Below are 23,182 nucleotides of genomic sequence, written 5' to 3' on the forward strand. Positions count from 1 at the left end.
GTAAACCCTAATATAGATATTGCGTTACAAATACATGTATGTGGATTAGTGCTTATGTAATACAGCAGAGCATCATTAATCAATACATAACTAACAATACATTATATAGAGTGGTTTATGAGTATTAAAAACACATCATTAGCAAATGAGAAAAGTCATCATTATCAGAAAAACATACAGAATATAGACCTGTTTTTAAAGGGTAATCATTATAAAGATAATGCCATAGTAAGTGATATTCTTGTGCAAAAAGAGTTTGCAATGGCGCAAGATAAATTGCTTTTTGCTATGACTAAATTTCCTGAAAAATACTTAGAACTTGATTGCGATAAGCTAAGCTTCAATTTCAAAGTTTCTAATGCTGATTATAAACAATTATCCAATCAGATATGTAAAATTAAAACTGCGAAGAGGCAGGAGATACTTAGGATTAAGCTCTATCCAGTTGATGATAACAGCCCCACTAAAAAACTTGGAAACTTACTTGTATACAAAAGATGTGACTTGTCTTTAGTGACAAATCTTAAAAATAGCGTTAGCGTTTTTTTAGGGATGCGAACAGGTAAACAATATGGGTTGAGGGTAGATTTCACGCCATCAAAATTTAGTGATGATGAGTTAAATACAATCTTTTATCATATCCAAACTGTATTGGGTAAAACACGATACAAGCAATTGATGATCTCAGCTAAAGTAAGTAGAGTTGATATTGGTTGTAATCTAGTTGGGATCTATAAACCTATCATAGCACTGCTCCCAAAGTACAAATCTATTAGGACTTGTAATAGCTACCCCAATAGAGATAAATGCCCAGTTAGGTATCGTGTAAATAGTTTCATTGTAACTGAAAGCTATTACTGCGGCTCAATTAGATCAAGCCATTGTGTTGTTTATGACAAAGGTTTAGAAAGTGGGAAAAAAGTAGTAGGCCATACAAAGCCTACGACTAGAATAGAATACCGTTATTTAGTGCATAAAAGTGGGAAATCATTAAAGCTAAATGGTTTGGCTTCGCTTGAACCCAAACTGCAAAATTATTGGTTTATAGCCCCTTGGGTTTATAAGCGTTTAACCAAAGACACAGTTAATATTCTAATATGTAACCAAGGGCTCAGTTCGATTAAAGAGGGTTGGCTGCTTGCGAGGTATGAGCTTATAGAAACCTCATCACAGTTAAAAGGTGTAACAAAAAAGCGTAAAGCAAGGTACTCAATTAAAAATAGTTGGCTTAAAGAAAATCAAGCAAAGATCTTAAATCGATATCGAGATATTTTGATTAATCCAAAAAGGTAACTTTTACTGAAATTAGGCTTAATATAGACTGTCAGTTTTAATCAGCGGGAGCAATTAAATCTTTCAGTCGTATTTGTTCATAAAAGGCTTTGCATCATACCCTGTATTACACGTAAAACAAGCATTTACCGGTCAGCGACATTTACTAAATTCATTGCTTTTTTTGCTAAGGGAATAGAACTTTTGATGATTGCCGCTGTTTACTTTTTAACTAGCTTGCCCACTGTATTGTCCATTCGGTATAGAGAAATCGTCCCATCAAGAATATATTTGATCACCTCTAATACGGTATTCAATGGAATATGAAACCACTCTTTCGGGTTGTATGTCTGCCCTGTATGACCCTTGAGAGTGATGTTCAATCTTCGATGCCCTAAGAAACCATGAATTAGCGTCTCTAGCTTATGCGCATCAATGTTGTAGCACTCAGTAGTCATAACTACTCGGACAGGAGCTTCTAAGAATGTCCTATCCTTTTCTGCATACTTGATACGATCTTCTACCCTGCCATCAGTAAATCCAATTTTATAAAGATTTGATTTATATTCCGCTAAGGCAACCTCTGTGCTTTTTGTTGCTAACACATAGACGAGTCCAGTTGGAACAGGGGTATCGGCTGGAATAAGAGGAGTGCCTTGTCTTATAACCTTAGAGCCTTGATCATCACGAACTAAGCCATGAGTTAGTGACTGAAACAACATGTTCATTTCAGTTCCGTTCGCAAAAATCAGATGCAGTCGAGCATTGTAAGAACTGTAGCCCTCTAAACGCTCACCTGCTGAATGAACGTAACCCATTACACCATTGAGGATAAATGTGTCCCCAACATTGATTTTTAGCTCATGGCGAAACCGCTCTAGCGATGCAGAGCCAGACTTCAACTCTTGTTGCACGAGATCGAATATTGGAGAGTAGCGATGGAAGTCTGCACAAGGCTGGCGTTTTGCGATATCATCCGGTTGCTCTTTTCTTTCTACTGGTACATGGCGCATTGTGAAAAGTTCAGGCGCATCAAACTCTAATAAGTCGTCGTCGTCATCAAAGATATCATCAAGTGATGTGACTAGTTCAGCTTTATCTAGTTCAGGCTCGGTCGGCTTAGGTTGTTCGCTGATAAGATCATCAGACATATTAATCTGAGCCACTAAATCGCCCTTTAATAAACTATAAGGATCATATTCAGATAATGCTACACATTGCTCTGGATTAGCTTTAAACGCCTTTAAACGACGCGCAAGGCGCTTCTCATCAAATGTTTGACCATCACAGCTTGGTATGCAACCATTCTGTTCGAAAAAATCTGAAATTTCTTCAAATTGGCTAGCTAATATATTCCCAGCTGGAGCTTTAACCTTTAGAGGGGCGACATCAAGCAGCCCGAAATCATCTTCTTGAGAAAAGATATCATCCAAGTTGATCTTTTCTACTGCTTTAGAAGCGCGTAATCGGATCATTAGATTACCCCTGCTTAGCCATTCGCTGTTGCTTCATTTTACGAATGTAGGCAAGCACCTCGGCATAGCGTTGTTCTATAGGATCTGAAGAATTCAATGATGGCTCACGTTGATGATCAACTCTAAATGCCTTAATTCGAGGCCAAAGCATAACTGCCTCTTCCTCAGACACATTAGCTTGGCTCGCTCGTACAGTTTGTTGGATAGTCTTTAGGACATCAACATCAACAGACTTCGACAAGATTTCATAAGCTCCGTGGAAAGGGTTCACAGAATCAATCAGGTCAATATTTAAATTTTCAATGTTAACAAATTTATTACCCATCTTTATAAACTGATTATTAGGCCCTGATTCACTGCTTTCTGAAGATTCATTACCTTGGTCATAAGAGCTGTCACCATCTGCAATTACTGCATCATCTGGAAGATCTTTACCATCAATTAAGCCACCTTGCTGGCCGATATAAAGACTCTGTAAAACCCCTGATCTAACTTGCTCTACCTCATGTTCTTCAAGGTCTGGGTATAAAGTTTGAATGACTGATGGTAGTTCAATTTCATTGATGACTTCAGCAGGCGCTGTTTCTGTAATTGCTTCCTTGATCACAGACTCTTTAGCAACCAGAGCTGATAAGATCTCACCTTTATCACCATTAAGAATGTCTAGCACCTTTTGTGAAACAGGTGTGGTGGTGTCATCAACAATAACAGTATTAGTAGGCAGATCTTTTCCGTCCCACTGAGAGCGAGGCTTGAACTGGATACTTGGAGCTAATATTTGCTCCATTAAAAGCGATGTTGTGATAGCTTTAAGCATATTGTTTACAGATACCTTCACGTCGTCATCCTGTGCATCAGGTTGTGCAATAAGGTTCGTAAACTGAGCATGACTTTTCTCTTCGCTGTCACGAGTCGCTCGACCAATAATTTGAACAATTTCCGTCATAGAGCTACGATAACCTATGGTTAAAACATGCTCACAGTAAGGCCAATCAAAACCTTCTTTTGCCATACCTAACGCAATAATAACGTCCATTTGTTCAGCGGACTCAATATCACGCAAGTAGGCCTGAACCTTAGGGCGCATATCGCTATCATCAACTAAGTTGGCAACCAATATTGTTCTGCCAGACTGCTTGCACTTGACTTGATAAATGCCAGTATCAGGATCTTGCATGATTACATCACCGAGTACCTCAAGAATCGAGTCAACCTCTGTATATTTATCTTTGGTAGACTCGCCAGAGTTAACATTTGGAATATGGACAATGGTCTTCTTGGTTGGGTCTAGTACCGATGGTAGAGCGTTGATATAGGTGCCTTGATAAAAGTGATATCCAATCCCCAAGGTCTTTAAGTGCTTGTAGCCATTAAGCTGTTCATAATAGGTGTATGTTACCTTAGTAAACAATGCTTCGTCTTCAGGAAGCAAGATAGGAACAGTGTCACCTCTAAAATAGGAGCCTGTCATAGCAAGAACATGAGCTGATGAATGCTTCATTAAATCATCGATTAATCCACCCAAGCGGCTATTTTCATCAGCTGAAACATGGTGAAACTCATCGATAGCCACAAGGCAGTTATCAAAATCACTACTAGATAGTTTACCGAAGACACTCCTCAGCGTTGAATGAGTACAAACTAATGTTTGATCATCACTTTCCATGAAGCGCTTGAAAGCATTCGCTTTGCCACTTTCGCTACCACTGATACATAGGTTGTTTTCAGGCTTTACTGTCCAGTTAGCAAAGAAGCCAAACTTCATCAAGTCAGTGTCTTTGAAAGAACCACCAATAGACATTTCTGGTACAGCAACAATAACTTTGCGAACGCCTTGATTAATGAGCTTATCCAAACCCAAAAACATTAATGCCCTTGACTTCCCCGATGCAGGGGGAGCTTTGATCAGCAAGTATTGACTAGCACGTTCAGTAAATGCACGAGCCTGCATCTCTCGCATTCCCATATTATTGTGAGAAGCGCTTTGACCCGTTTGGCTATAGCTAACCTGTAAGATGTTATTTTTCATTATTCAAACCTTCGCCAACTTGATTTCATTAACTTGTAACCATTTCTTCGTAGCGTGCTAAAAGAAAACTTAAACGCTCTGAAGTGTCTTTAAATGCTTTAGAACGATACAATCTGTCTACTACACAATCTAACTGTTGATGAGCTTTCAATAATGCTAATGGCATAGTGTCTGGGTTATATAACTCCGCCAATGTTTTTCCGAGAAAATCTTCTCGAACAAAAAGTATGTTCTCAGCCAAGCTTTCAACTTCTTGCTTTTGGCTTTCAGTGACATCAGGCCATGGAAATGTATTGTAAACAATTGAGGCTGAATAACGGTAATCGCTTTTCAAGCGCCCAGCGACAAGACGCATCCAGTCATTGTGAGCAAGTGAAGTTAGTACACCAAACTCATACATTGTACCGTTAGGTATTATGAAGTTGAGATTGGTTGAAATGACCTCTGACTCAAGAAAACCAATAGGAACGTACTTTCTTCGTTCTGAAGATACACTCGGAACTAGAATATAACTGCCGGATGTGGGTTGACGTATTTCATCGAACACATGGGAAAGTATCGCCTTTTTCCTTGTTGCTTCTTTGGTACTTGCTAACCTAAAATTTCTAACCGCATTTATTCTTCTTTTTATCTCTTCAAGCTCTATGTATTCAGACTGTTCGACTCCATCAAGCCAGATACACCAACGTTCTTTTGAATTTAAGAATTCGGCTGAACCAAGGACCTTTCTTATCCATGTTTCTGCTTCTGGGCACTTTTCTAATAGCTGGTCTCGCTCAACGCGATTCAAGAAAAAATTCCCATCATCGGTAGCTTGATTTCCTTTCATCATGATTGGAGCATTCGGATCTAATGGCTTTTTCTTTGATGACACTACTTCGGTTGATGCTTCTACTAAATAAGGGCTAATAGACTTCACTGATTTGCTGTGCCATTCTCCGCTAACTTCTTGAAATAAAATCGAGTGTCTAGTGTTACTTGATAAACCAACTATAACCACGTGAACCGCAGCTTTATCTCTGGCATTATTATTCCAAGGGAAAGTGGGGTAAGCAAAGTGAATGTTTAGCCCTAAAGCGAAAATAGGTAGCCAAAGTGTAGCCGCTTGCTCACCTTGACAAATTGAATTAGTTGATACTAAAGCCATTGAAGCTCGGCTGTCCCGAATATATTCAGCACCCTTCCAAAACCAACAAGCCACGTAGTCAAGGTTTCCAAGCGACTTAAACCCATGGAAGACTGATTTCATATCTGAGCGTTGTATATCATTACGTCCATTTGTACCTAAAAAAGGTGGGTTTCCGATAACATAGACTTCATTATCAATCTTTTTCGGACAAACTATATTCCAGTCAAGAGCTAAGCTGTTCCCACAAACAATTTCACCTGTAGCTTTCAAGGGTAAAGCTGGTTCAGCAGGGCCAATGTGCTCTTCCCACTGTTTATTAATTTGGTGCTCCGCTAACCATAAAGAAAGACGAGCTATTTCACAGGCAAAATCATCGATCTCAATACCGTAAAACTGATCCAAATGGATACTGCTGATAAAGAAACCTTGATCGATCTTCATCAGTGCTTGAATGACTTCAATTTCCAGAAGCCGCAATTCTTTGTAAGCGATGATAAGGAAGTTACCCGAACCACAAGCTGGGTCAAACACTTTAATTTCACCTAGTCGAACGAGTAATCGCTTAAGCCCATTAACACTGTTACGCTGCTTATCAAGTTCCACTCGTAACGGGTCAAGAAACAGAGGTTGAATCACCTTCATGATGTTGCTGTAAGAGGTGTAGTGCTGTCCTAACCGAGCCCGCTGATCTACATCAATAACCGCTTGGAACATACTACCGAATATATCGGGGTTAATTGCGCTCCAATCTTCTAAGCCACACTCAATGAGGATACGGCGCCCTTTTTTTCCTAATTCGGGGATAGGTTCATCAGCTTCGAATAACCCACCGTTTACATATGGGAAGTCAGTAAGGTGTTGCGGTAGATGTGAGCGTAAGTCACTGTCTTTAGGGCTCTTGAGAATAGAGAATAAATCGTGAAGAAATTGATCTAAATCGCTACCATCTTCTGATGTCACACTCTTGATCGTTGAGGTGAACAGCCCCTGTTGCGGGAAGATCCCTGTATCCTCAGCAAACAAACAAAATAGCAAACGGGTCAGGAAAACATTTAAGGCATGGATATCTTCTGGAGTGTTTAGGTCATTGTGAACGCGAATAAGATCGAAGAGCTTACCCATTTTCACCGCCGCTTTTACATCGGCAGGCTTTTCACTATTCAAGATCGCTTTTTCAAGACCAACTAATGGCAAAAAGAAGCTGTAGTTACGATGTAGAACCTCAAAGTCGATGTCTAATCGTTCTCTAGTGGCAGTATCCCACGCTAAAAATCGTTCAAAATCGGTAGTTAGAATATAACGAATCTTATTCTTAGCGATCATTGGATCAGCGATGACTTCATTCAGAGCTGCATCTATATCTTGAGCTTTATTAACCGGAAAGTAGTACAGTTTATTTTTCAGTCCGACATGGCCTTCAAGCTTAGCAACATTACGGTTACCACCTTGACGGATTTGGGTAATCGTAGTCTTGGGAAACTGAAATGCAGTAAGGAATCCATAAATGAATTCATCGGGGTCTGAGACTTCAATGATTTGTTCAAGCTGTTCAAAAATTTTGGCTTGATTGACAGCCATGGTTCTTCCTTTTTCCGAGGTCACTGCTAATTAGATCTAGCATACCCATAAAATCAAACTGAGTCATTGATTTAAAGAAAAAATTGGATAGAAATTATTTTAAGGAACATACGTTCTAGCGACGATATCATCCGTGTTTTGTTATAGCAGAGATGAGGTAATCCATTGTTAACATCAATTGATGTCGATCAAAACGGTTTACAATTTTCTGCATGTGAGATATCAGTGTTTTAAGGTAACGAAAAGGACTGGATTAACCTCTTGCTTTGCTCAGAGCTGCTTGTCAAATGTGAGCAAATATACTCTTGCATCTCATGTAACGCATTTTGATTGCACTTATCGAATAATATAAAAAGGTCATGTTAATCTCTATTAACATGACCTTTTCAGTTTTAGCTAAGTGTTGAATAAAACATGTTCCAAATCACAAAGTCGATTCAGTATGGGCACGACACTGTAAGCATGTTCATTATCGAGTTGAATAAACCAGATAGTTAAATCTATACCTAACATTATCAAAGCTTAAATCAGTACAGGTGCAAAAAATAAGGTTAACTTTTAAAGTTAGTTGTTGCTAACTATATAGCTCATTAAATTGGAGCTATATATGAGCAATACAAACCCAGTAAAAGTATATCTTAATAGATTGTCCGTTTCTGGTCGAAGATCAGCAATATCTCAATTGAATGAAGCTAAGAAAGCATTCGGGTGGAATGAACCAATTGATTTATTGCCATTTCACTTATTGACTTATGCGCAGCTTGAAAGCTTAAAGTTGCATTTTAGTGAACAAGGCAAGTCTGCTAGAACGATAAACCATGCTTTACAGATAATAAAAGGCGTTGCAGATACAGCATTTAAATTAGATGTGATTGACCATAGAGCCATTCTGCGTATTAAATCTGTGCCTAGTATTAAAGGCAAAGTGATTGAAAAGGGTAAGGCTCTTACTCATGCTCAGGCTAACCTATTATTAAGTAGCCTTTCAAAGGTTGTCTCAAAAGTAGGGGTAAGGAATCATGCTGTTATATCCATTATGCTAGCCACAGGCTTACGCCGTTCGGAGTTGTGTAGCCTCCAGCTAAACAATTATTGTCCCGAATCCCACAGCATTTTAATCGAGAAAGGTAAGGGGGCAAAGGGCAGACAACAATTTTTGCCTGATTGGGCTGAGTCAGTTTTAGATAAATGGCTTAGCTTACGAGGCAACAAAAAGGGGCCCTTATTTACTAAGCAAGGCAAAGGTATTCAGTCTCTTACCTCAGATGCCTTATACCTCATAGTTACCAAAAAAACGAAAACGATTCTAGGCCAAGTTTTTACACCCCATGATTTACGTCGGACTTTTATAACACGGTTATTAAACTTAAATGTAGATCTCCTTACTGTCAGTAAAATGGCGGGTCATGCAAATGTAACTACTACTCAACTATATGACAAAAGAGGCATTGAAACTCAGAGGCAAGCAGCATTGGCTTTAAGCTATGGAGCTTCATCATTATGAGTTTCGAGCGAGAGTTATATGAATTAGGTTCGAATTTTTCGTTTAGGCTTTTGAATAGCTCACTATTTGATAAAGGCGTGTTGATAGGTTTGAAGCCTATTACGGTTCGTTGCATCACTGGTAAGGCATTTAGCTATCCTCAAAGTAACTCACAGGAATATACAGAAGCAGTATACACACACTTTAAAAATGTAAACTCTAAGGTAAGGGCTATGACATTACTAGAGAGGAATTGTCATATACTAAGGAAGACATTTCAGTTACCTAAAGAGTCTGTAAACCTTCTAGCCTTAATAGTAGTAAACAGCCTCAACCCTGCATTCAATGAGTTACTGGAAACACACCAAGGCCTAAGCGACAACGTACTACATCAGTTGCTCTCTGAGGCTTTAAATGTTGACTACCTTACATTGAAGAGTACTTTTGAAAATCTGGCTGAGAGCGGATTATGGAGCAGTTCAATATACGATAGTGAAGATATGCTCCAAATACATAGTGGCTTTGCAAAAGCATTAGCTGGCAAGCACGCCCGTGATTTCTCTGACTTGATTTCAAATGTCGTGACCCTATCAAGCAAGCCTGATTTGAGGCTATCAGACTTCGAACATTTAGATTCTGATGTGCCTTTTACTTTCAGTCGCGGTATTGATGAGATGCCTAAGAGTGGGGTAAATATTCTATTACATGGGGCTGCTGGAGTAGGTAAAACTCAATATGCAAAACTGTTAGTGAATCAAATAAATGCTAATTTATACGAAGTAAAAGCAAAGGGTGGAGATTTGAGTAGCCCTGACGATGAGCTAGACTCTCGCCGAAGCAGTACTCAGCTTAGACTACAGTATTTAAAGATGGCTTATCGCTTATTTGAATCTCAAAGTGATGCTTGGCTACTTATTGATGAATGTGAAGATATTTTTGCATCATTTAGTTTAAGTACACGAATCTCAAAAGATAGGTTACATCAACTTCTTGAGGTTAATGCTGTTCCCACTATATGGATAACTAATCACCCTGAGAATATACCCATTAGTTGCTTAAGGCGATTTAGTCTTGTTGTTGAATTGCCTAACCTACCGACTGATGGGAAGTTTGATATGGTTTCAAATTGCTTTAAAGGATTGAGGTTATCCAAGGGATTTAAGGAAAAGCTAGCTCATTCAGAAGCAGCTACCCCTGCATTATTAGAGAATGCGGCAACGCTGTGCAAAACTTGTAATGTTAAAGGGGCAGTGGCTGAAGAGTACACCAATACTTACCTAACAGAAGTTTTGAAGTTAACTAATGAGCCTTTAGAAGCCCTAGTTTATAAGCCCGAATTAGAATTTGATCCAGCCTACTGTAATTTAAAAGGCGATCTTCACTCATTAATTGATATCACTAAAACGATTGAAAGACACCCTGAAGCTCGTATTTTATTATTTGGTCCGCCAGGCACTGGTAAGTCAGCTTTTGTAGACTATGTGTGTAAGGAGAACGATTTGGGCTTAGTAACAGTTAAGGCATCTGACGTGTTAGGCAAGTATGTCGGCGAGAGTGAAGGAAATATTGTTAGGCTTTTTGAAAAGGCTAGTAATGAAGGTAAGGCATTATTGATAGATGAAGCTGATAGTCTTTTAACATCACGTGAGGGCGCTACTAAGTCATGGGAAGTGAGCCAAGTAAATGAGCTACTAATGCAGATTGAGCGATTCCAAAATCCTTTATTTATAGCTACTAATCATTTCAAGGCACTAGATAAGGCGTTGCTCAGGCGTATTGACTTTAAGATCGAATTGCAGGCCCTGAGGTATGAACAGGCTATTAGTTTGTTCGAGGAGATCGCGGGAGTTAAGCTAGGCATAGGTAGTAAGAACCAATTAAAGGATATGGAAAATTTAACTGCCGGCGATTTTGCTATATTAGCGAGAAGGCTCCGTTTTAAAGGCAAAAATGTAGATTCAGTGAGAGCCTTTGAAATATTAAGAATTGAGAGTGAGATAAAAAAGCCTAGTAGGAGAATAGGCTTTTGACATGAAATACAAGGTACTTTTAAGCTTTAGTAGAGCAATTGGCTTATATACTTTAACTAATACTGTTGTAGTTGAACGTTAGTCTGTCCCAACGGCGTCTAAAATATTTTTCACGTCTTGGTTGTCAGTAGTCTCGTCGCTATTAGGGTTTTCGTCGGGCTCAATATTAGTTTGCTGTTGAATTACTTGTTTCGATAGCTCGGTGAAATCGCATGCAATGAATGACTGTTCATGAATTTCCTTTTGTAATTTTCGAACAGTGCTGAGCGCTAACTCGTTTAATATATATTCAACTTCTGTTTTAACTTTTCTTACCTTATTGAATAGGTGATTGGCTTCGTAGTAATCAATTACAAAGCTATGGCTCGGATACCCTTCAATCAATTTATTTAAGGAGTTTTCCTTAAGGTTATTTGATTTTTGATTTAGTCGTTCAGCATACTCTAGCGCTATACTTAAGGCTCTTTTTTGCTCGCCTAACTTTACAGGGTCAATCTGCGCTGAAATAGGCTTTATAAGGCTTTCACTTAGAGTGGAGGCAATATCCGATGCTAGTTTAGTATTTAAGCCACTACCATATTTTATGTCTGTGACATAGTGGCGAAAGGATTCAATTACTCTGGCCTGTAAGTTATCGAGAGCTTTAAATATATCTAAAGTAGAGCTTTGTTCGCCCATCTCATCTTTTTTCCTAGTTTGAATATCTAAAGGGCCCAACTCTCCTAAAGGCCCATAAATTATTTCGTTTGCTGCTATAGCTATTAATGTTCCTGCGCTTTTACACATTTCAGGAATTGCTACTGTTAGGTGGTTATATTCATACTGGAGTAACCTTGCCATCTTATAACCTGCATGCGGATCACCACCGAAAGTATTAATAATTAAAACAACATTATCACCTTTAGTACCATCAATATTTCTTTTTTCTAATTCTGAGGATAGCTTTGTAAACCCCTCATAGGAGATCGTGCCTGCATATAAAAAAATGTCAGTCGTTTCAAGTTCATCTACTAGTTCTAAGTGGGGGGGGTCAATCGGTTCAACGTGTTCCATTGTTTTATTGGTACTCCATGCAAAATAAATCGAACCAGAATATAGCATGTGAATATAATGTATGCGAATTTTATGTTTGCTTTGTCATAGCCTAATCTATAAAATCGCACCACAATTTTTACGGGGCTTGCCTTCGTAAATGGTCGGGTATTATTTAGTGGCTTTTTTTTAAAATGGGCTATATAGTTGAAATAAGAGCAGGGATTATACGCTCTACTTATTAACATTAATGAAGGGGATTCGCATGAATATGAAAAATATCCTAGACTTTCTATTATCTGACAATGCTAAAGAAATTGCTGATAACTTCGATAAATCATCAATTAAAGGTGCCCAAGTTGTTGGACGTGGTACGGTAGTCGTTGATGGTAAAGAAATAGCCTCTTCTCAAGAGTTTACTGCTTTAAAAGCCGCTGCTTCTCGTATTGTTAAAGCAGAAAACCTGCGTGGTGCTCAAAGACAAGGTTAAGTTTTGTTTGCCTTATTAATTTTACCAATCTTGATAAGCGGTTTTATTCATTTATCACAATATCCAAAAGAAAAACTAAAACTTCATCGTTATGATGGTCAATTACTTTACCTAAAGTCAGCTAAACACGGTGTTGTATATCTTCTTATAACTTCACTTCTTTGTTTTTTATTGAAAGATTTTGCTATAGCAAGTCATTCGTTCCAACCAGTAACTTGGTTGATAGATATTATTAAGAGTAGAGATTTAAACAAAGAGAAAATATCAACTTCAGAAGTTCAATTTGCTTGGTTGTTGGTGATATCCTTCCTGACTATAATTTTTTCATATTTCTGTACATACTTGGCCCAGCTTTATACTTTTTCGTTGGATGCACTCTCAGAAAAATATTACGGAAACAAAGTACAGAGTATATCTTATCTTGGCGATATTCTGAAAGATAGTCCGATTGACAGCTTGTTCTATAATAGTTTTAGTAACTTAAAACCAATTTTAATTACTTTAAAAAGTAAAAAAGTTTATGTAGGTATTGTAAATCAGCTTGGTGAACCTAATGAATCATCTTTGCCAAACCAAGAAATCTCGATAGTGCCAGCATTATCTGGCTACCGTTCCTCAGATAAACTTAAGGTGATATTTACTAATGACTATGATGAGTTAGATTCTAACGAGAATGATATTAGTACAATTATCAAAGTATGTGAAATAGAAACTACATCATGGTTCAACGCTGAGGTATATGAAAGGGTTAATGGTAATGTTGATAATGCTCAGGCGAAGAGCAAGGGCTCTAATGTTAATTAGAAGTTCACACTGATATTTTTTGATAAATTTTATAATAATAGGTTATAAAATGTGCCACCGAGTGTGACGCTCAAAACCTTGAAATTACTTAGTTGTTGTTTTCTAGGTGGAATGTTTTGCTTGCCAGTATACTCACTCATTCAATAAAAAAGCCCGTAGTTAACACTGCAGGCTTTTTAGTTTTTGAAAAAATTATAGTTAAATAGAGAGCACTATTTAGCGATATAGTCAGCTTTTCTTCTCAAGTATTCTTTATATAACAAGGGGCTAGATACCTTGCAGATTTCAGCCACCTGATCTAACCAGAGGAAGTACTCGATTTGCCGTTCAACTGTCCAACCAGATGGTATTGCAGCAGCATTAGAGCATAAGTCTGCTAATTTGATACGTTTTACCGAGTTTGACTTAGTGGGAAGTAATCTGAGCGTTTCTTCTCTTCGTTCCTTCAAACATAGTGATTTGTTGTCTGAAAGTGCCTCTACTAATTCTAGAACACGTTGACCACAGGTTTTATAAATTTCTGCTGTAGTAACGCCTGTGTCCTCTAAAATATCATGAAGTATTGCGGCGCATAGTTCGTCGTCGTCATCAACTCCTGCTATATCAGTAAGCAGGGCTGCAACTTCTATCAAATGATTAATATAGGGTGAGCCGTCTGATTTTCGCTTTTGCTGCACATGATATTTTGAAGCCAGAGCTAGTGATTTAATTAAAAGCTGGTTTGAGCTCATATTGCAACCTTAGAGTAATATTTATAAAAGTTATAGTTAAAAAGCCAAAGTTAAAACTGCAAAGTACAACTTCTTAGGTTGTACTAAAATGGCACTGTGAACGTAGCCTCTAAATTTTTGAAACAGGTTATCCTTGCATAACACCCTAAATTAGCATGTTTTTATGTACCCATCATATTGACGTTGTAGTTCTAACCAAGTTGCAGCGCCAACTTTTGTGGCTTTTTCTAGTTTTTTGGCAAGTGTGGAGTCAAGAGATAAGTTTCCTGCCATAAATTGCTTAAGGGTCTCAATTTCTATGTTTGACTTATCAGCGAGATATTGAATGCCCTTAGATTCAAATTTATCTAAGCAATTTCGCTTAAAAAAGTTTGAAGGGTGTTTTCGAAAGCCACCATCGGGTCGTTTTACTAGCTTTAAATCCTTTAGAGGAATCCTTTTGCTGAGCTTTATAAAGTTATAATTGGTCACGTGATTTCTTTGCGCTCCTTTTTTATACTTTAATGGTTTTTCTAAAAAAGGCCTACATTAAGTAGGCCATGACGAAAAAGTTTCTCACACTTTTTCTTCTGCCCCTCCACGGAAGCAACACATGCTCATAATATAAAATAGTTGCGACAGAATAAGTCGCAATATCGTTGTTTTTATTAAATATCGATCATTTAGTTACTCAACGCAGCAAGTTTAAGAAGCCCACCCATGCATTATTTGAGTCTGGCTTTCTGAGAGTGAAAACAAATAACTCTACGGAACCTCCATTAATGAGCATATTAGTAATTTCTAGTAACTGTTCAAAATTTTGAGGCTCAGATACAAGCGTGTCGTCATCTAAAGGTGCATACGCACCTAACTTACTATCAAAGTCTCGACGGTCTAAATTCAAGTAAGCGATTGATTCATCTTTATATTGCGCTCGCAGTTCTTTAATGTCTTTGGGGTGTTCATTTTCAGCTAACTCTTTTAAGAGAAAGTCGATTTGATTGTCATTGATGTAAACCTGAAAGCCATGGTCAGTTTTAATTGCTTTATTTTTTAACAAATCTTGTTCAAGGTCGTATTTCATTAAGTTTCCTTGCTAAATGTTTATGTGATGCTAGAGAAGCTTGAGGGCTTAAAAACATGACTGCTAGGCTTTTAAACAACTTCCTTATCATCGTAATTACACGCAGATTAACCCAAAGCACTCTACTATAAAAGTGCTTTCATATATAAAATAGTGCAATTACACTATTTCAACCTGAAGGCTAACCTGCTGTTATTGTTTGATTTATGATAATGTGTCGGTAAGTTTAAGTTATGATAGGCCCCAAAGTTGATGCCAACGGCTAAAGGAAAGACTCTCCCTCGCATTATTAATATGATGCAACTCATCCCCATTACTCCTAGATGGACAACTGCCAAAATTTTACAGTCAGGCCTTGAAGATAGAGGCTTTGCAGTGACAAAACGAACTGTAGAGCGAGATTTAGTTGAAGTGGCTGATTTATTTGGGTTAGTAAGCTCAGACTCACCTGACGGGTACAAATGGTCTTATTCAAGAAAGCGTGCAGATATTTACTTACCTTCAATTTCTGCAGAGGAAGCTTTATCACTTCAGCTAGTTGAGCATCACCTTGAAGATTACTTTCCTAAAGAGGTGTTTTCTCAGCTTGATGCAATTTTTAAAAAATCAAAAGATACATTGGTGAGATCCGAGTTATTACACTCATGGCCATCGAAAATTGCGAGTTTGCCACATGTTTTAGCTTTTAAACCATTAAACATTGATGCTGGAATTAAATCGCTAATTACTCAAGGGATTTTAGAGCAAAGAAAATTGGAGATAACTTACGGTGGTTCCGATTGTGTTCATCTTATTTCACCATTAGGTATGTTGATAAGAGACACTAAATTGGTTCTTATTTGCTACTTTTATGATTATAAAGAACCGAGGCATATTCTTTTTCATCGAGTTAATAGCGCCAAGTTATTAACTGAAACATTCGATACCGACTTTGACACTTTAAAATATGCTCAAACAGGTGCTGTGGGTGTATTAGTAAATGCTGAGGTAATTGATGTAAAACTCGAAGTCAAAGGTTATGTCAAAGATCTATTCCAAGAATCAGCCATTAATGAAAGCCAAAAGGTTAGTGACGAAAATGCTTTAACTAAATCGACTACTCAAAATGATTGGGTCAGTGTTTCTATTAAATTAGCTCATACTTTGGAGTTGGAGAATTGGCTCATGGGTTTGTCAGATCACATTATTGTAAAGGCACCAGAGCAGCTAAAAGCGAGGGTTATAAGGCGAATTATAAAATCATTAGGGCACTATGGTATTAAGACTGAATAAAGATCTTATATAAGCATCTCAACTACCTTAGCTAATCTGAATTATTTAGCAAGGTACGACGCTCGATACTTTTAAAATCTCTATGGCAAATTTAAGGTTCTACGATTAAATATAATACGCGACCCATTTTGTCGTAGTTAAGCCTTAAGCTATATATCTGAAATAATTAAGGTAATTGGAGAAAGTAATGACTTGTTCTTGTGAAGTTAAAAATTTAGAAACAGCCTTTAAAGCAAAATATAGAAAATTGTTCTTTCTCATCTTTTTAATAATTCTTGGCGGCTGGGGTTCAAATTATGCCAAAGACAAAAAAATTAAAGAACTAGAAGCTGCAATACAAAAGTTAGACTATTCAGTTCAAACGATCAAAAGTAAAAATAGCTTCACCTCGGAATGAGGTTGCAATGTGTGCCACCGAGTGTGACACTCACAGCTCAGAAATTATTTAAGTTGTTGTTTTTATTTAGGTGGGATAGTTTGCTTGTCAGCTTATAGGCTGACTCACTCATTCAATAAAAAGCCCGCAGTTAACACTGCGGGCTTTTTTGTGTCTAAATTTTATTAATCTAAATAATATTTTTCCCTTGCTCTGGATCCCTTGATTGCTCTGCCTGTTCGCGTATTTCGTCGGTATCGCTGCTTACATCGTTGAGCGTTAAGGTTTGTTCGTGTGTTTCAGACCTTACCTCAGTATTTGAATCTTGCTTGGGTATTGAGTTTATAAAATCTGTACTTGAACTAGTTAATAAAATCCGTTCTCGGGCATCATCCGGCATACTAATATTTTGCTCGGTAAACTCATTGACTAATTCACGCATTATTTGAGAGCTTACTTTTAGGGGGCTGTGCTGTTGCCCATTTACCCAAAAATATAAAATAAAGTTTATGGTTGATGAGCCTAAATTCTTTATAAGTACTTGTGCTGGGGGATCGCTTAATACCGCGGCTTGTTGATTTATTATATTTAGGGCTAGCGTTTGCGCGCTGCGTATGTCGTTATCGTAACCTATACCTATTTCTACTTTACCGCGCATTTTTGGGTTGGCAGTTAAATTTTTTATGGTGTTTTTATATACTGTAGCATTAGGAATTTGAATGTGGTTTCCATCGTAGTCAACAAGCGTTGTTGCGCGGGCTGTTACTTTTTTGATAACGCCTAAACGTCCATCTACTTCAATGACGTCGTCTATTTTAAACGGGCGCTGCACACTTAAAAGTAAGCTTGCGATAAAGTTCTCAGCAATGTCTCTAAAAGCAAAGCCTAATATTAAACCTATTAAACCGGTCCCGCTCATTATAGCTACCGCAAACTCAGTGAGCCCTGCTAAACGTAAAAATAGATACAGGCCTAATAAAATGATTAAAGTGCTAATACCGCGCCTTGCGACAAGTAACACTAGTTTACTATCGGTTACAAACGAGATCGGCTTTGTGAGCAAGCGTGAAAGAGGGCCTGCTGTAAAATAGCTAATAGTGAGTAAGAGTAAACCTAGTAACAAGGTGGGTAATATTTGCGCTGTAGCGTGAACTAATTGCATGGTTTGGTCATAAAAAAATTGCCATGAAAATACATTTTCATCCATTACGGGGTTTAATGACGGTGTACTGGCAGCCGATTGCACGTCTGATGTTATTGTAGGCATTGGGTTTCTTCCGCGTTTAGTTACTTTTACTTTAACAGCAAGTTTAATACCAAACACCTTTTTTAAGTTGGCAGTTATTTTGCTTCATTAAAGTACTAATTATAGTGAGATTAAGTATGAAAAAGCCAAAAAGAGGTCAACATGCAGAGCAACCAGCTCATATTCCAATTAAAGGCTGGTGGGATATTGCAAAGCGTATTTTTGCGCGCATGAGTAAAGACAATTTATCTTTAGTGTCTGCAGGTGTGGCGTTTTATGCGCTACTTGCTATTTTTCCAGCCATTGCTGCTTTGGTTTCTATATACGCTTATTTTGCTTCACCTGTGGAGATCAGTGAGCATCTCAGGCAGTTTACATCCTTAATACCAAGTAGTTCACGTGAGCTGATTTTATCGCAAATCTCAGATCTCACACAAAGCTCTCAAACACGTTTAACCTTAGGGGCGTTAGGCACACTATTACTCACTATTTGGAGTAGCTCTAAGGGAAGCCAAGCATTAATTACAGCCTGTAATATAAGTTATCATGAATACGAAAAGCGCTCTTTCTTTAGGGCGCAGCTTGTTCGTTTTATGTTTTCGGTAGGCGCTATTTTAGTCGCTATTTTTGCGCTGTTGATTATTGGTATCTTGCCCATAGTACTCAATTTAGTGGGCCTCAAGGACAGTATTGATTTGTTGATCAAGGTTGTGTCGTGGCCAATACTGGCACTTACGTTTAATTTTGCATTAGTGCTTTTATACCGTTATGCACCGCATAGAAAAGCCGCTAAATGGCGTTGGATAACGCTTGGCTCTGTTATTGCAACCGTATTTTGGATTGTGGCATCTATTGGCTTTTCATTTTATGTATCGCGTTTTTCAAGTTATAACGAAACTTATGGATCGCTGGGTGGGGTGGTGATCATGCTTATGTGGTTATATATAAGTGCGTATATTGTAACCTTAGGTGCCGTTATTAACGCAGAGACAGAGCAGCAAACGGCGAAAGACAGCACAATCGGGCCAGAGAAAGAACTAGGTGAACGCGGCGCTTATGTTGCTGATCATCTGGGTATCAAAAACGATTAATTAACCGCTATTCTGCAGCTATTATTACTGTAAGTTGCTCTTTAAATTCTTGTGCTGCAGGGCCCAATCTATCTGCGTCGTTACACATTAAATATAAGTTAAGAGGACGCGTAGTGCCTTGTTCAAGATTAAGCACTTTGAGGGTATGATCATCAATTAGGTGAGCGACTTGATTGAACGGAAGCCACGCGTAACCTAGGTTTTGGCTCACCATATCAATTGAATTGCGTAAATGGCTGACTGTCCAACGCATATCTGCGCCTAGCCACCCTTCGTCTTGGCTAGTGTGTGTTGCAGAGTCGCGCACTACAATTTGTCGATGTTGTTTTAAATCTCGAAAGCTTAATTGATCTTCGCGCTGGTTAAGTGGGTGATTTGTATGTGCGACAGCAATAAATTCAATGTCTGTTAATTTACTGCAACTAATACCATAAATAGGAACTGATGAAATAGCTAAATCAACAACTGCATTGTTGAGTAATTCGTTGGCACCGGTTAACACGCTTTCAATTAAATCTATTTTTAGCAATGGATAAAGCTCACTTGTTTTAGCAAGCGCTTGGTACAAAATAGGTTGAGGGAATACTTCATCAACTGCTATTTTTAATGTGCTTTCTACACCTTCACTTAGTGTATTTGCGACTGATTCTATTTTATTCGCTTCTTCAATTAAAAACTCTGCGCGGCGCAATATAAGTTTCCCACTTTCAGTTAAAAACGCTTTACGACCTTTAACCTCAAGTAACTTTATTTGCAAAGCAGCTTCTAATTTTTGAACTGCATGATGAACCGTTGACTGGCTTTTGAAAACTGCGGCGCTTGCGCCTGCAAACCCGCCATGGTCCACTACGGCTTTAAACATTCGCCATTGATCTAATGTGGGTTTTGCCATTGAAATTCCTGTTAATGCTTTATTTGCCTACGTAACTTGACCGCTCAAAGCGATTATTTATTGCATAACAACAGTGGTTTAATTAAACCCAGGTTTGAGATAAGTTTATTATTCAGCAATCAGTTAACTTAGAAAGCATTACTCTTTTATTAGTGATTAGCGTCATAAAGTCATTTTTATTAAGCGGTTTAGAAAATAAATAGCCTTGTCCATAATCACAGCCAGCTTCAGTTAGTAGCTGGTACTGTAATGGTGTTTCAATGCCTTCTGCTATTACTTTTAAACCAAGCTGATGAGCCATTACAATAATTGCCTCGCAAAGCGAGAGCTCTTGGCTGTTGGCTTTAATATTATCAACAAAGCGTTTATCAATTTTTAAATAATCAGTGTCCATTTCCTGCAAGTAGGCCAGTGAAGAGTAGCCAGTACCAAAATCGTCAAGCGCCAATTGCATCCCCGATTTCACAATTTGTTTGAGGCGCTTTTGTGTAAGTTCCTCAGGGTTAACCATTAAGCCTTCCGTTATTTCTGCAACAATAGACGAGGGGGGAATTTTAGCGGCATCAAGCATGGCATACCAATCATCAATGCCACTATTAGCAGTAGATAGTTGTATGGGCGAGACGTTTATACTTATTTGAAAATCGTTATCTGTAATTTTTTTTATTTCGGCAAGCGTTTCTATTGCTTGCGAAAATACAAATTGCCCAATGGCATTAATTTGTCTTGTTTCTTCAGCAAGTGGAATAAACGCAACTGGGCTTATTAGCCCCTTTTGCGGGTGTTGCCAGCGTATTAAGCCTTCGGCCTTGTGTATATGTAAATCGTTAAGCGACACGATAGGCTGATAAAATAATTCAAACTGGTTATATTCTATTGCACAGCGCAAGTCTTTCAGTAAATGCATGCGAGCCTGTGCGTGCTCTCTCATATCCCGAGAGAAAAACTCAAAGCCATTTCGACCATTACTTTTTGCTTTATACATAGCCTGATCGGCTGCTTTTAGTAATTGCTCAGTATTTTCACCATCATCAGGTGCACAGGCAATACCCATACTGGCACTTATAAACACTTCTTCATTATCTATATGTAATGCAGACGATAAGCTTTGCAAAATATTACTAGCAATCTGGTTGATATGGCGGGTACTTTTAACCTGATTAAATACAATAACAAATTCATCGCCGCCAATTCGCGCAACAAATTCGGCATTTTTAGCTGAATTGACAATACGCTGTGACACTAGCTTTAATAAGTTATCTCCGTAGTGGTGGCCTAAAGTGTCATTGATATCTTTAAAGTGATCAATATCTAAAAGCATGACCACAAAGGTTTCATTCTTAGAATTAGAAAACTGTTTATTAAGTCGTTTTTTAAGCTCTAATCGATTTGGCAAATCGGTTAAATGATCAAAATGAGCTTGCCGCCAAATTGTTTTATTTGCTTGAATTTTTTCAGTTAAATCAGTAAAAATAGCGATTCGACGGGCAGGGTTATTATTTTCATCGTAAACCGTGTCTATGTTTAACCATTCAGTGAACAGCACCCCATCTTTTTTACGATTTATAATTTCACCTTGCCAACGGCCTGTCGCATTTATTGATGCCCAAATTTTTTCATAAAACTCTTTTGAGTGCTCCCCTGATGAAAGTATGCGGGTAGAGTGGCCAATCACTTCGTCTTTAGAATATTGTGTTGTTTCACAAAAAGCAGGGTTTACATCAAAAATAATACCGTTGGCATCTGTAATTGCCATACTTTCACTACTATTGCCGTAAACAAGAGATGCTAAGTGAAGCGAGTCTTCATTTACTTTTCGTTGGCTGATATCACGTAGCACAAGTATTAACTCATCGTTCTTTTCAAGATGATTGATATGAGCTTCAAAGTAATGAGTGGTTATGCCTGTACTTATTTTAAAATCAAATGTGATGACGTCTTTGCGAGTAGATGCTTCATTTAAAATTTGTTCAGTGATATCGGTTGGTAAAATATCTAATAATTTTTTCGGTGATTTATTGTTAGCTGAAAATAGCGGGATAATAGTGCCACTAATATTAAGTACCTTACCTAGGTTATTTAACCTAAGGTACATATCGGGCAGAGCATTTAATAACCCCGTTAGTTCGTCGTGTTTATTTTTTAAATCGGCTTCTGTTTGCAAACGAGTCTCAGCCATTACTTCAAAGCGTGAATATAAAGCGGACAGCTCGGGACTATTAGGCTTAATTTTTTTAGTTGGCATATTGCCTTGTGCTAATAGGTCGGTTGCTTGGGCAAGTTCTTCAATGGGGTAAAAAATACTTTTTCTGATAATACGATGCCCAATAAAAGCAATAGTTAAAATAGCGCTAAAAAATAAAATAATAGTTTCTAAAAAGTGTGTATTTGCGCGAGCAATATACTTATCAGTGGGTGATGTAATGTAAATTTCTAAATTATTGTTATTAATATCGTTATAAATAGTCGCGCGATGAAAAATTTGATTCACATTGTTTGCGTCTTTAAACAGAGCCAGTGAGTTATCGCCATGTAAAAAGTGTTTGTTGTTTATTTTTTCTCCCAAAGGGAGCAATGAATTCGGGTAACTTGCTAGCACAAGGCCATTAGAGTCGGCAATAACAGCCTTAGAACCGTTTGGAAACTCGGCTTTGTTCAAGGCTGTATTCCACCAGTTAAGTGCAATAACTGTAACAACAACCCCCTTCAATTGCCCTCGCTCATTAATAATAGGGGAAGCAAAGTTAACACTGGGTGCTTGAATGCTTCGATCGTATTGAAAATATCCAATTGAAAAGCTTTTATTTGCTATGGCATTTTTAAAGTATTGCCTATCACTAATAGAAACATTTTTTACTATGCCATTGGTTACACACATTAAGTTTCCTTTAACATCTACCACACCAATGTTGGCAACATTATTATAGAGAGTGTGTGTTTGGTGAAAATATTCAGGGCAGGTTGAAGGGAGGTTTGTGTCGTCAGCAATCGTGTTTGCTAGAAATTGAGTGAGCTGCTCAGTTTCGCTAATCATTGCGGTTTGCTGGTGGGTTAAGTGTTTTGCAATATTAACGACTCTCTCCTGGCTTTTTTCTATTGCAGCCTCACGCTCAGCCCATAGAGCTAAAAATGTCACAACGATGCCCGGAATACTAATAACAATAAGTAGTCGATAAAGTTGGCTTTTGA

18 protein-coding genes are annotated in these 23,182 nt (G+C 38.0%); 8 read left to right on the forward strand and 10 right to left on the reverse strand.

Going from position 1 to position 23,182, the window contains the following annotated elements:
* Nucleotides 1–117: 117 nt before the first annotated feature.
* The gene (locus KZZ04_RS00275; RefSeq protein WP_219421347.1) at nucleotides 118–1,293 is read left to right on the forward strand and encodes a hypothetical protein; all 1,176 of its coding nucleotides are present in this window, start codon (nucleotides 118–120) and stop codon (nucleotides 1,291–1,293) included.
* A gap of 200 nt (nucleotides 1,294–1,493) precedes the next feature.
* Here the strand turns inward: KZZ04_RS00275 and KZZ04_RS00280 are convergent, their stop codons facing one another.
* The 3 genes from KZZ04_RS00280 to KZZ04_RS00290 are packed head-to-tail and all read right to left on the reverse strand — an operon-like array spanning nucleotide 1,494 to nucleotide 7,483.
* Nucleotides 1,494–2,747, reverse strand: a complete 1,254-nt coding sequence (locus tag KZZ04_RS00280; protein WP_219421348.1) for a GIY-YIG nuclease family protein — start codon at nucleotides 2,745–2,747, stop codon at nucleotides 1,494–1,496.
* A gap of 4 nt (nucleotides 2,748–2,751) precedes the next feature.
* Complete coding sequence (locus KZZ04_RS00285; protein ID WP_219421349.1) at nucleotides 2,752–4,776, reverse strand: DEAD/DEAH box helicase; 2,025 nt, start codon at nucleotides 4,774–4,776, stop codon at nucleotides 2,752–2,754.
* A gap of 28 nt (nucleotides 4,777–4,804) precedes the next feature.
* The gene (locus KZZ04_RS00290; protein ID WP_219421350.1) at nucleotides 4,805–7,483 is read right to left on the reverse strand and encodes a DNA methyltransferase; all 2,679 of its coding nucleotides are present in this window, start codon (nucleotides 7,481–7,483) and stop codon (nucleotides 4,805–4,807) included.
* 607 nt (nucleotides 7,484–8,090) lie between these two features.
* Between KZZ04_RS00290 and KZZ04_RS00295 the strand changes: the two genes are divergently transcribed.
* Entirely contained in the window at nucleotides 8,091–8,987 is an 897-nt protein-coding gene (locus KZZ04_RS00295; protein WP_219421351.1) for a site-specific integrase, read from the forward strand.
* Nucleotides 8,984–10,996: an AAA family ATPase gene (locus tag KZZ04_RS00300; protein ID WP_219421352.1), complete on the forward strand. Its 2,013-nt coding sequence runs from the start codon at nucleotides 8,984–8,986 to the stop codon at nucleotides 10,994–10,996. The genes KZZ04_RS00295 and KZZ04_RS00300 overlap by 4 nt, the downstream gene beginning before the upstream one ends.
* 78 nt (nucleotides 10,997–11,074) lie before the next feature.
* Here the strand turns inward: KZZ04_RS00300 and KZZ04_RS00305 are convergent, their stop codons facing one another.
* Complete coding sequence (locus KZZ04_RS00305) at nucleotides 11,075–12,049, reverse strand: hypothetical protein (RefSeq protein WP_219421353.1); 975 nt, start codon at nucleotides 12,047–12,049, stop codon at nucleotides 11,075–11,077.
* 250 nt (nucleotides 12,050–12,299) lie between these two features.
* Between KZZ04_RS00305 and KZZ04_RS00310 the strand changes: the two genes are divergently transcribed.
* Nucleotides 12,300–12,518: a hypothetical protein gene (locus tag KZZ04_RS00310; RefSeq protein ID WP_219421354.1), complete on the forward strand. Its 219-nt coding sequence runs from the start codon at nucleotides 12,300–12,302 to the stop codon at nucleotides 12,516–12,518.
* 3 nt (nucleotides 12,519–12,521) lie between these two features.
* A complete protein-coding gene (locus KZZ04_RS00315; protein ID WP_219421355.1) occupies nucleotides 12,522–13,322 on the forward strand; it encodes a hypothetical protein in 801 nt (266 codons plus the stop codon).
* 212 nt (nucleotides 13,323–13,534) lie between these two features.
* On the opposite strand, the gene KZZ04_RS00320 is transcribed toward KZZ04_RS00315, so the two are convergent.
* The 3 genes from KZZ04_RS00320 to KZZ04_RS00330 form a co-directional block, all read right to left on the reverse strand.
* Complete coding sequence (locus tag KZZ04_RS00320; protein ID WP_219421356.1) at nucleotides 13,535–14,053, reverse strand: HD domain-containing protein; 519 nt, start codon at nucleotides 14,051–14,053, stop codon at nucleotides 13,535–13,537.
* A gap of 150 nt (nucleotides 14,054–14,203) precedes the next feature.
* Entirely contained in the window at nucleotides 14,204–14,524 is a 321-nt protein-coding gene (locus KZZ04_RS00325) for a hypothetical protein (RefSeq protein ID WP_109875366.1), read from the reverse strand.
* A gap of 199 nt (nucleotides 14,525–14,723) precedes the next feature.
* Entirely contained in the window at nucleotides 14,724–15,116 is a 393-nt protein-coding gene (locus KZZ04_RS00330; protein ID WP_109875365.1) for a hypothetical protein, read from the reverse strand.
* Between the two features lie 252 nt (nucleotides 15,117–15,368).
* Between KZZ04_RS00330 and KZZ04_RS00335 the strand changes: the two genes are divergently transcribed.
* Both KZZ04_RS00335 and KZZ04_RS00340 read left to right on the forward strand, forming a co-directional pair.
* Entirely contained in the window at nucleotides 15,369–16,388 is a 1,020-nt protein-coding gene (locus KZZ04_RS00335) for a YafY family protein (RefSeq protein ID WP_109875364.1), read from the forward strand.
* A 187-nt stretch (nucleotides 16,389–16,575) separates the two neighbouring features.
* Nucleotides 16,576–16,785 (forward strand): hypothetical protein, encoded by a 210-nt coding sequence (locus KZZ04_RS00340; protein ID WP_109875363.1) that lies wholly within the window; start codon nucleotides 16,576–16,578, stop codon nucleotides 16,783–16,785.
* Between the two features lie 169 nt (nucleotides 16,786–16,954).
* On the opposite strand, the gene KZZ04_RS00345 is transcribed toward KZZ04_RS00340, so the two are convergent.
* Nucleotides 16,955–18,031 carry a mechanosensitive ion channel family protein gene (locus KZZ04_RS00345; protein ID WP_219421357.1) on the reverse strand — a complete coding sequence of 359 codons (1,077 nt, stop codon included), beginning with the start codon at nucleotides 18,029–18,031 and terminating at the stop codon, nucleotides 16,955–16,957.
* 116 nt (nucleotides 18,032–18,147) lie between these two features.
* On the opposite strand from KZZ04_RS00345, the gene KZZ04_RS00350 reads away from it, so the two are divergent.
* Nucleotides 18,148–19,101, forward strand: coding sequence for a YihY/virulence factor BrkB family protein (locus KZZ04_RS00350; RefSeq protein ID WP_219421359.1), 954 nt, complete (start codon nucleotides 18,148–18,150; stop codon nucleotides 19,099–19,101).
* Nucleotides 19,102–19,108: 7 nt separating this feature from the next.
* Here KZZ04_RS00350 and KZZ04_RS00355 read toward each other — a convergent pair whose 3' ends face one another.
* A complete protein-coding gene (locus KZZ04_RS00355) occupies nucleotides 19,109–19,993 on the reverse strand; it encodes a LysR family transcriptional regulator (RefSeq protein WP_138529574.1) in 885 nt (294 codons plus the stop codon).
* Between the two features lie 112 nt (nucleotides 19,994–20,105).
* A complete protein-coding gene (locus KZZ04_RS00360) occupies nucleotides 20,106–23,129 on the reverse strand; it encodes an EAL domain-containing protein (protein WP_219421361.1) in 3,024 nt (1,007 codons plus the stop codon).
* Nucleotides 23,130–23,182: the final 53 nt, after the last annotated feature.

This window comes from Pseudoalteromonas sp. CR1 (assembly GCF_019392235.1).
In the GTDB taxonomy this organism is placed as follows: Bacteria; Pseudomonadota; Gammaproteobacteria; order Enterobacterales; family Alteromonadaceae; genus Pseudoalteromonas.

Excerpts from the sequence above, each read along its gene's own strand:
- KZZ04_RS00310 (WP_219421354.1), top strand. The coding sequence starts at position 12,300 with ATGAAAAATATCCTAGACTTTCTATTATCTGACAATGCTAAAGAAATT.
- KZZ04_RS00300 (WP_219421352.1), top strand. The coding sequence starts at position 8,984 with ATGAGTTTCGAGCGAGAGTTATATGAATTAGGTTCGAATTTTTCGTTT.
- KZZ04_RS00350 (WP_219421359.1), top strand. The coding sequence starts at position 18,148 with ATGAAAAAGCCAAAAAGAGGTCAACATGCAGAGCAACCAGCTCATATT.
- KZZ04_RS00345 (WP_219421357.1), bottom strand. The coding sequence starts at position 18,031 with ATGCCTACAATAACATCAGACGTGCAATCGGCTGCCAGTACACCGTCA.
- KZZ04_RS00275 (WP_219421347.1), top strand. The coding sequence starts at position 118 with ATGAGTATTAAAAACACATCATTAGCAAATGAGAAAAGTCATCATTAT.
- KZZ04_RS00295 (WP_219421351.1), top strand. The coding sequence starts at position 8,091 with ATGAGCAATACAAACCCAGTAAAAGTATATCTTAATAGATTGTCCGTT.
- KZZ04_RS00335 (WP_109875364.1), top strand. The coding sequence starts at position 15,369 with ATGCCAACGGCTAAAGGAAAGACTCTCCCTCGCATTATTAATATGATG.
- KZZ04_RS00320 (WP_219421356.1), bottom strand. The coding sequence starts at position 14,053 with ATGAGCTCAAACCAGCTTTTAATTAAATCACTAGCTCTGGCTTCAAAA.
- KZZ04_RS00290 (WP_219421350.1), bottom strand. The coding sequence starts at position 7,483 with ATGGCTGTCAATCAAGCCAAAATTTTTGAACAGCTTGAACAAATCATT.
- KZZ04_RS00305 (WP_219421353.1), bottom strand. The coding sequence starts at position 12,049 with ATGGAACACGTTGAACCGATTGACCCCCCCCACTTAGAACTAGTAGAT.
- KZZ04_RS00330 (WP_109875365.1), bottom strand. The coding sequence starts at position 15,116 with ATGAAATACGACCTTGAACAAGATTTGTTAAAAAATAAAGCAATTAAA.
- KZZ04_RS00280 (WP_219421348.1), bottom strand. The coding sequence starts at position 2,747 with ATGATCCGATTACGCGCTTCTAAAGCAGTAGAAAAGATCAACTTGGAT.
- KZZ04_RS00285 (WP_219421349.1), bottom strand. The coding sequence starts at position 4,776 with ATGAAAAATAACATCTTACAGGTTAGCTATAGCCAAACGGGTCAAAGC.
- KZZ04_RS00355 (WP_138529574.1), bottom strand. The coding sequence starts at position 19,993 with ATGGCAAAACCCACATTAGATCAATGGCGAATGTTTAAAGCCGTAGTG.
- KZZ04_RS00340 (WP_109875363.1), top strand. The coding sequence starts at position 16,576 with ATGACTTGTTCTTGTGAAGTTAAAAATTTAGAAACAGCCTTTAAAGCA.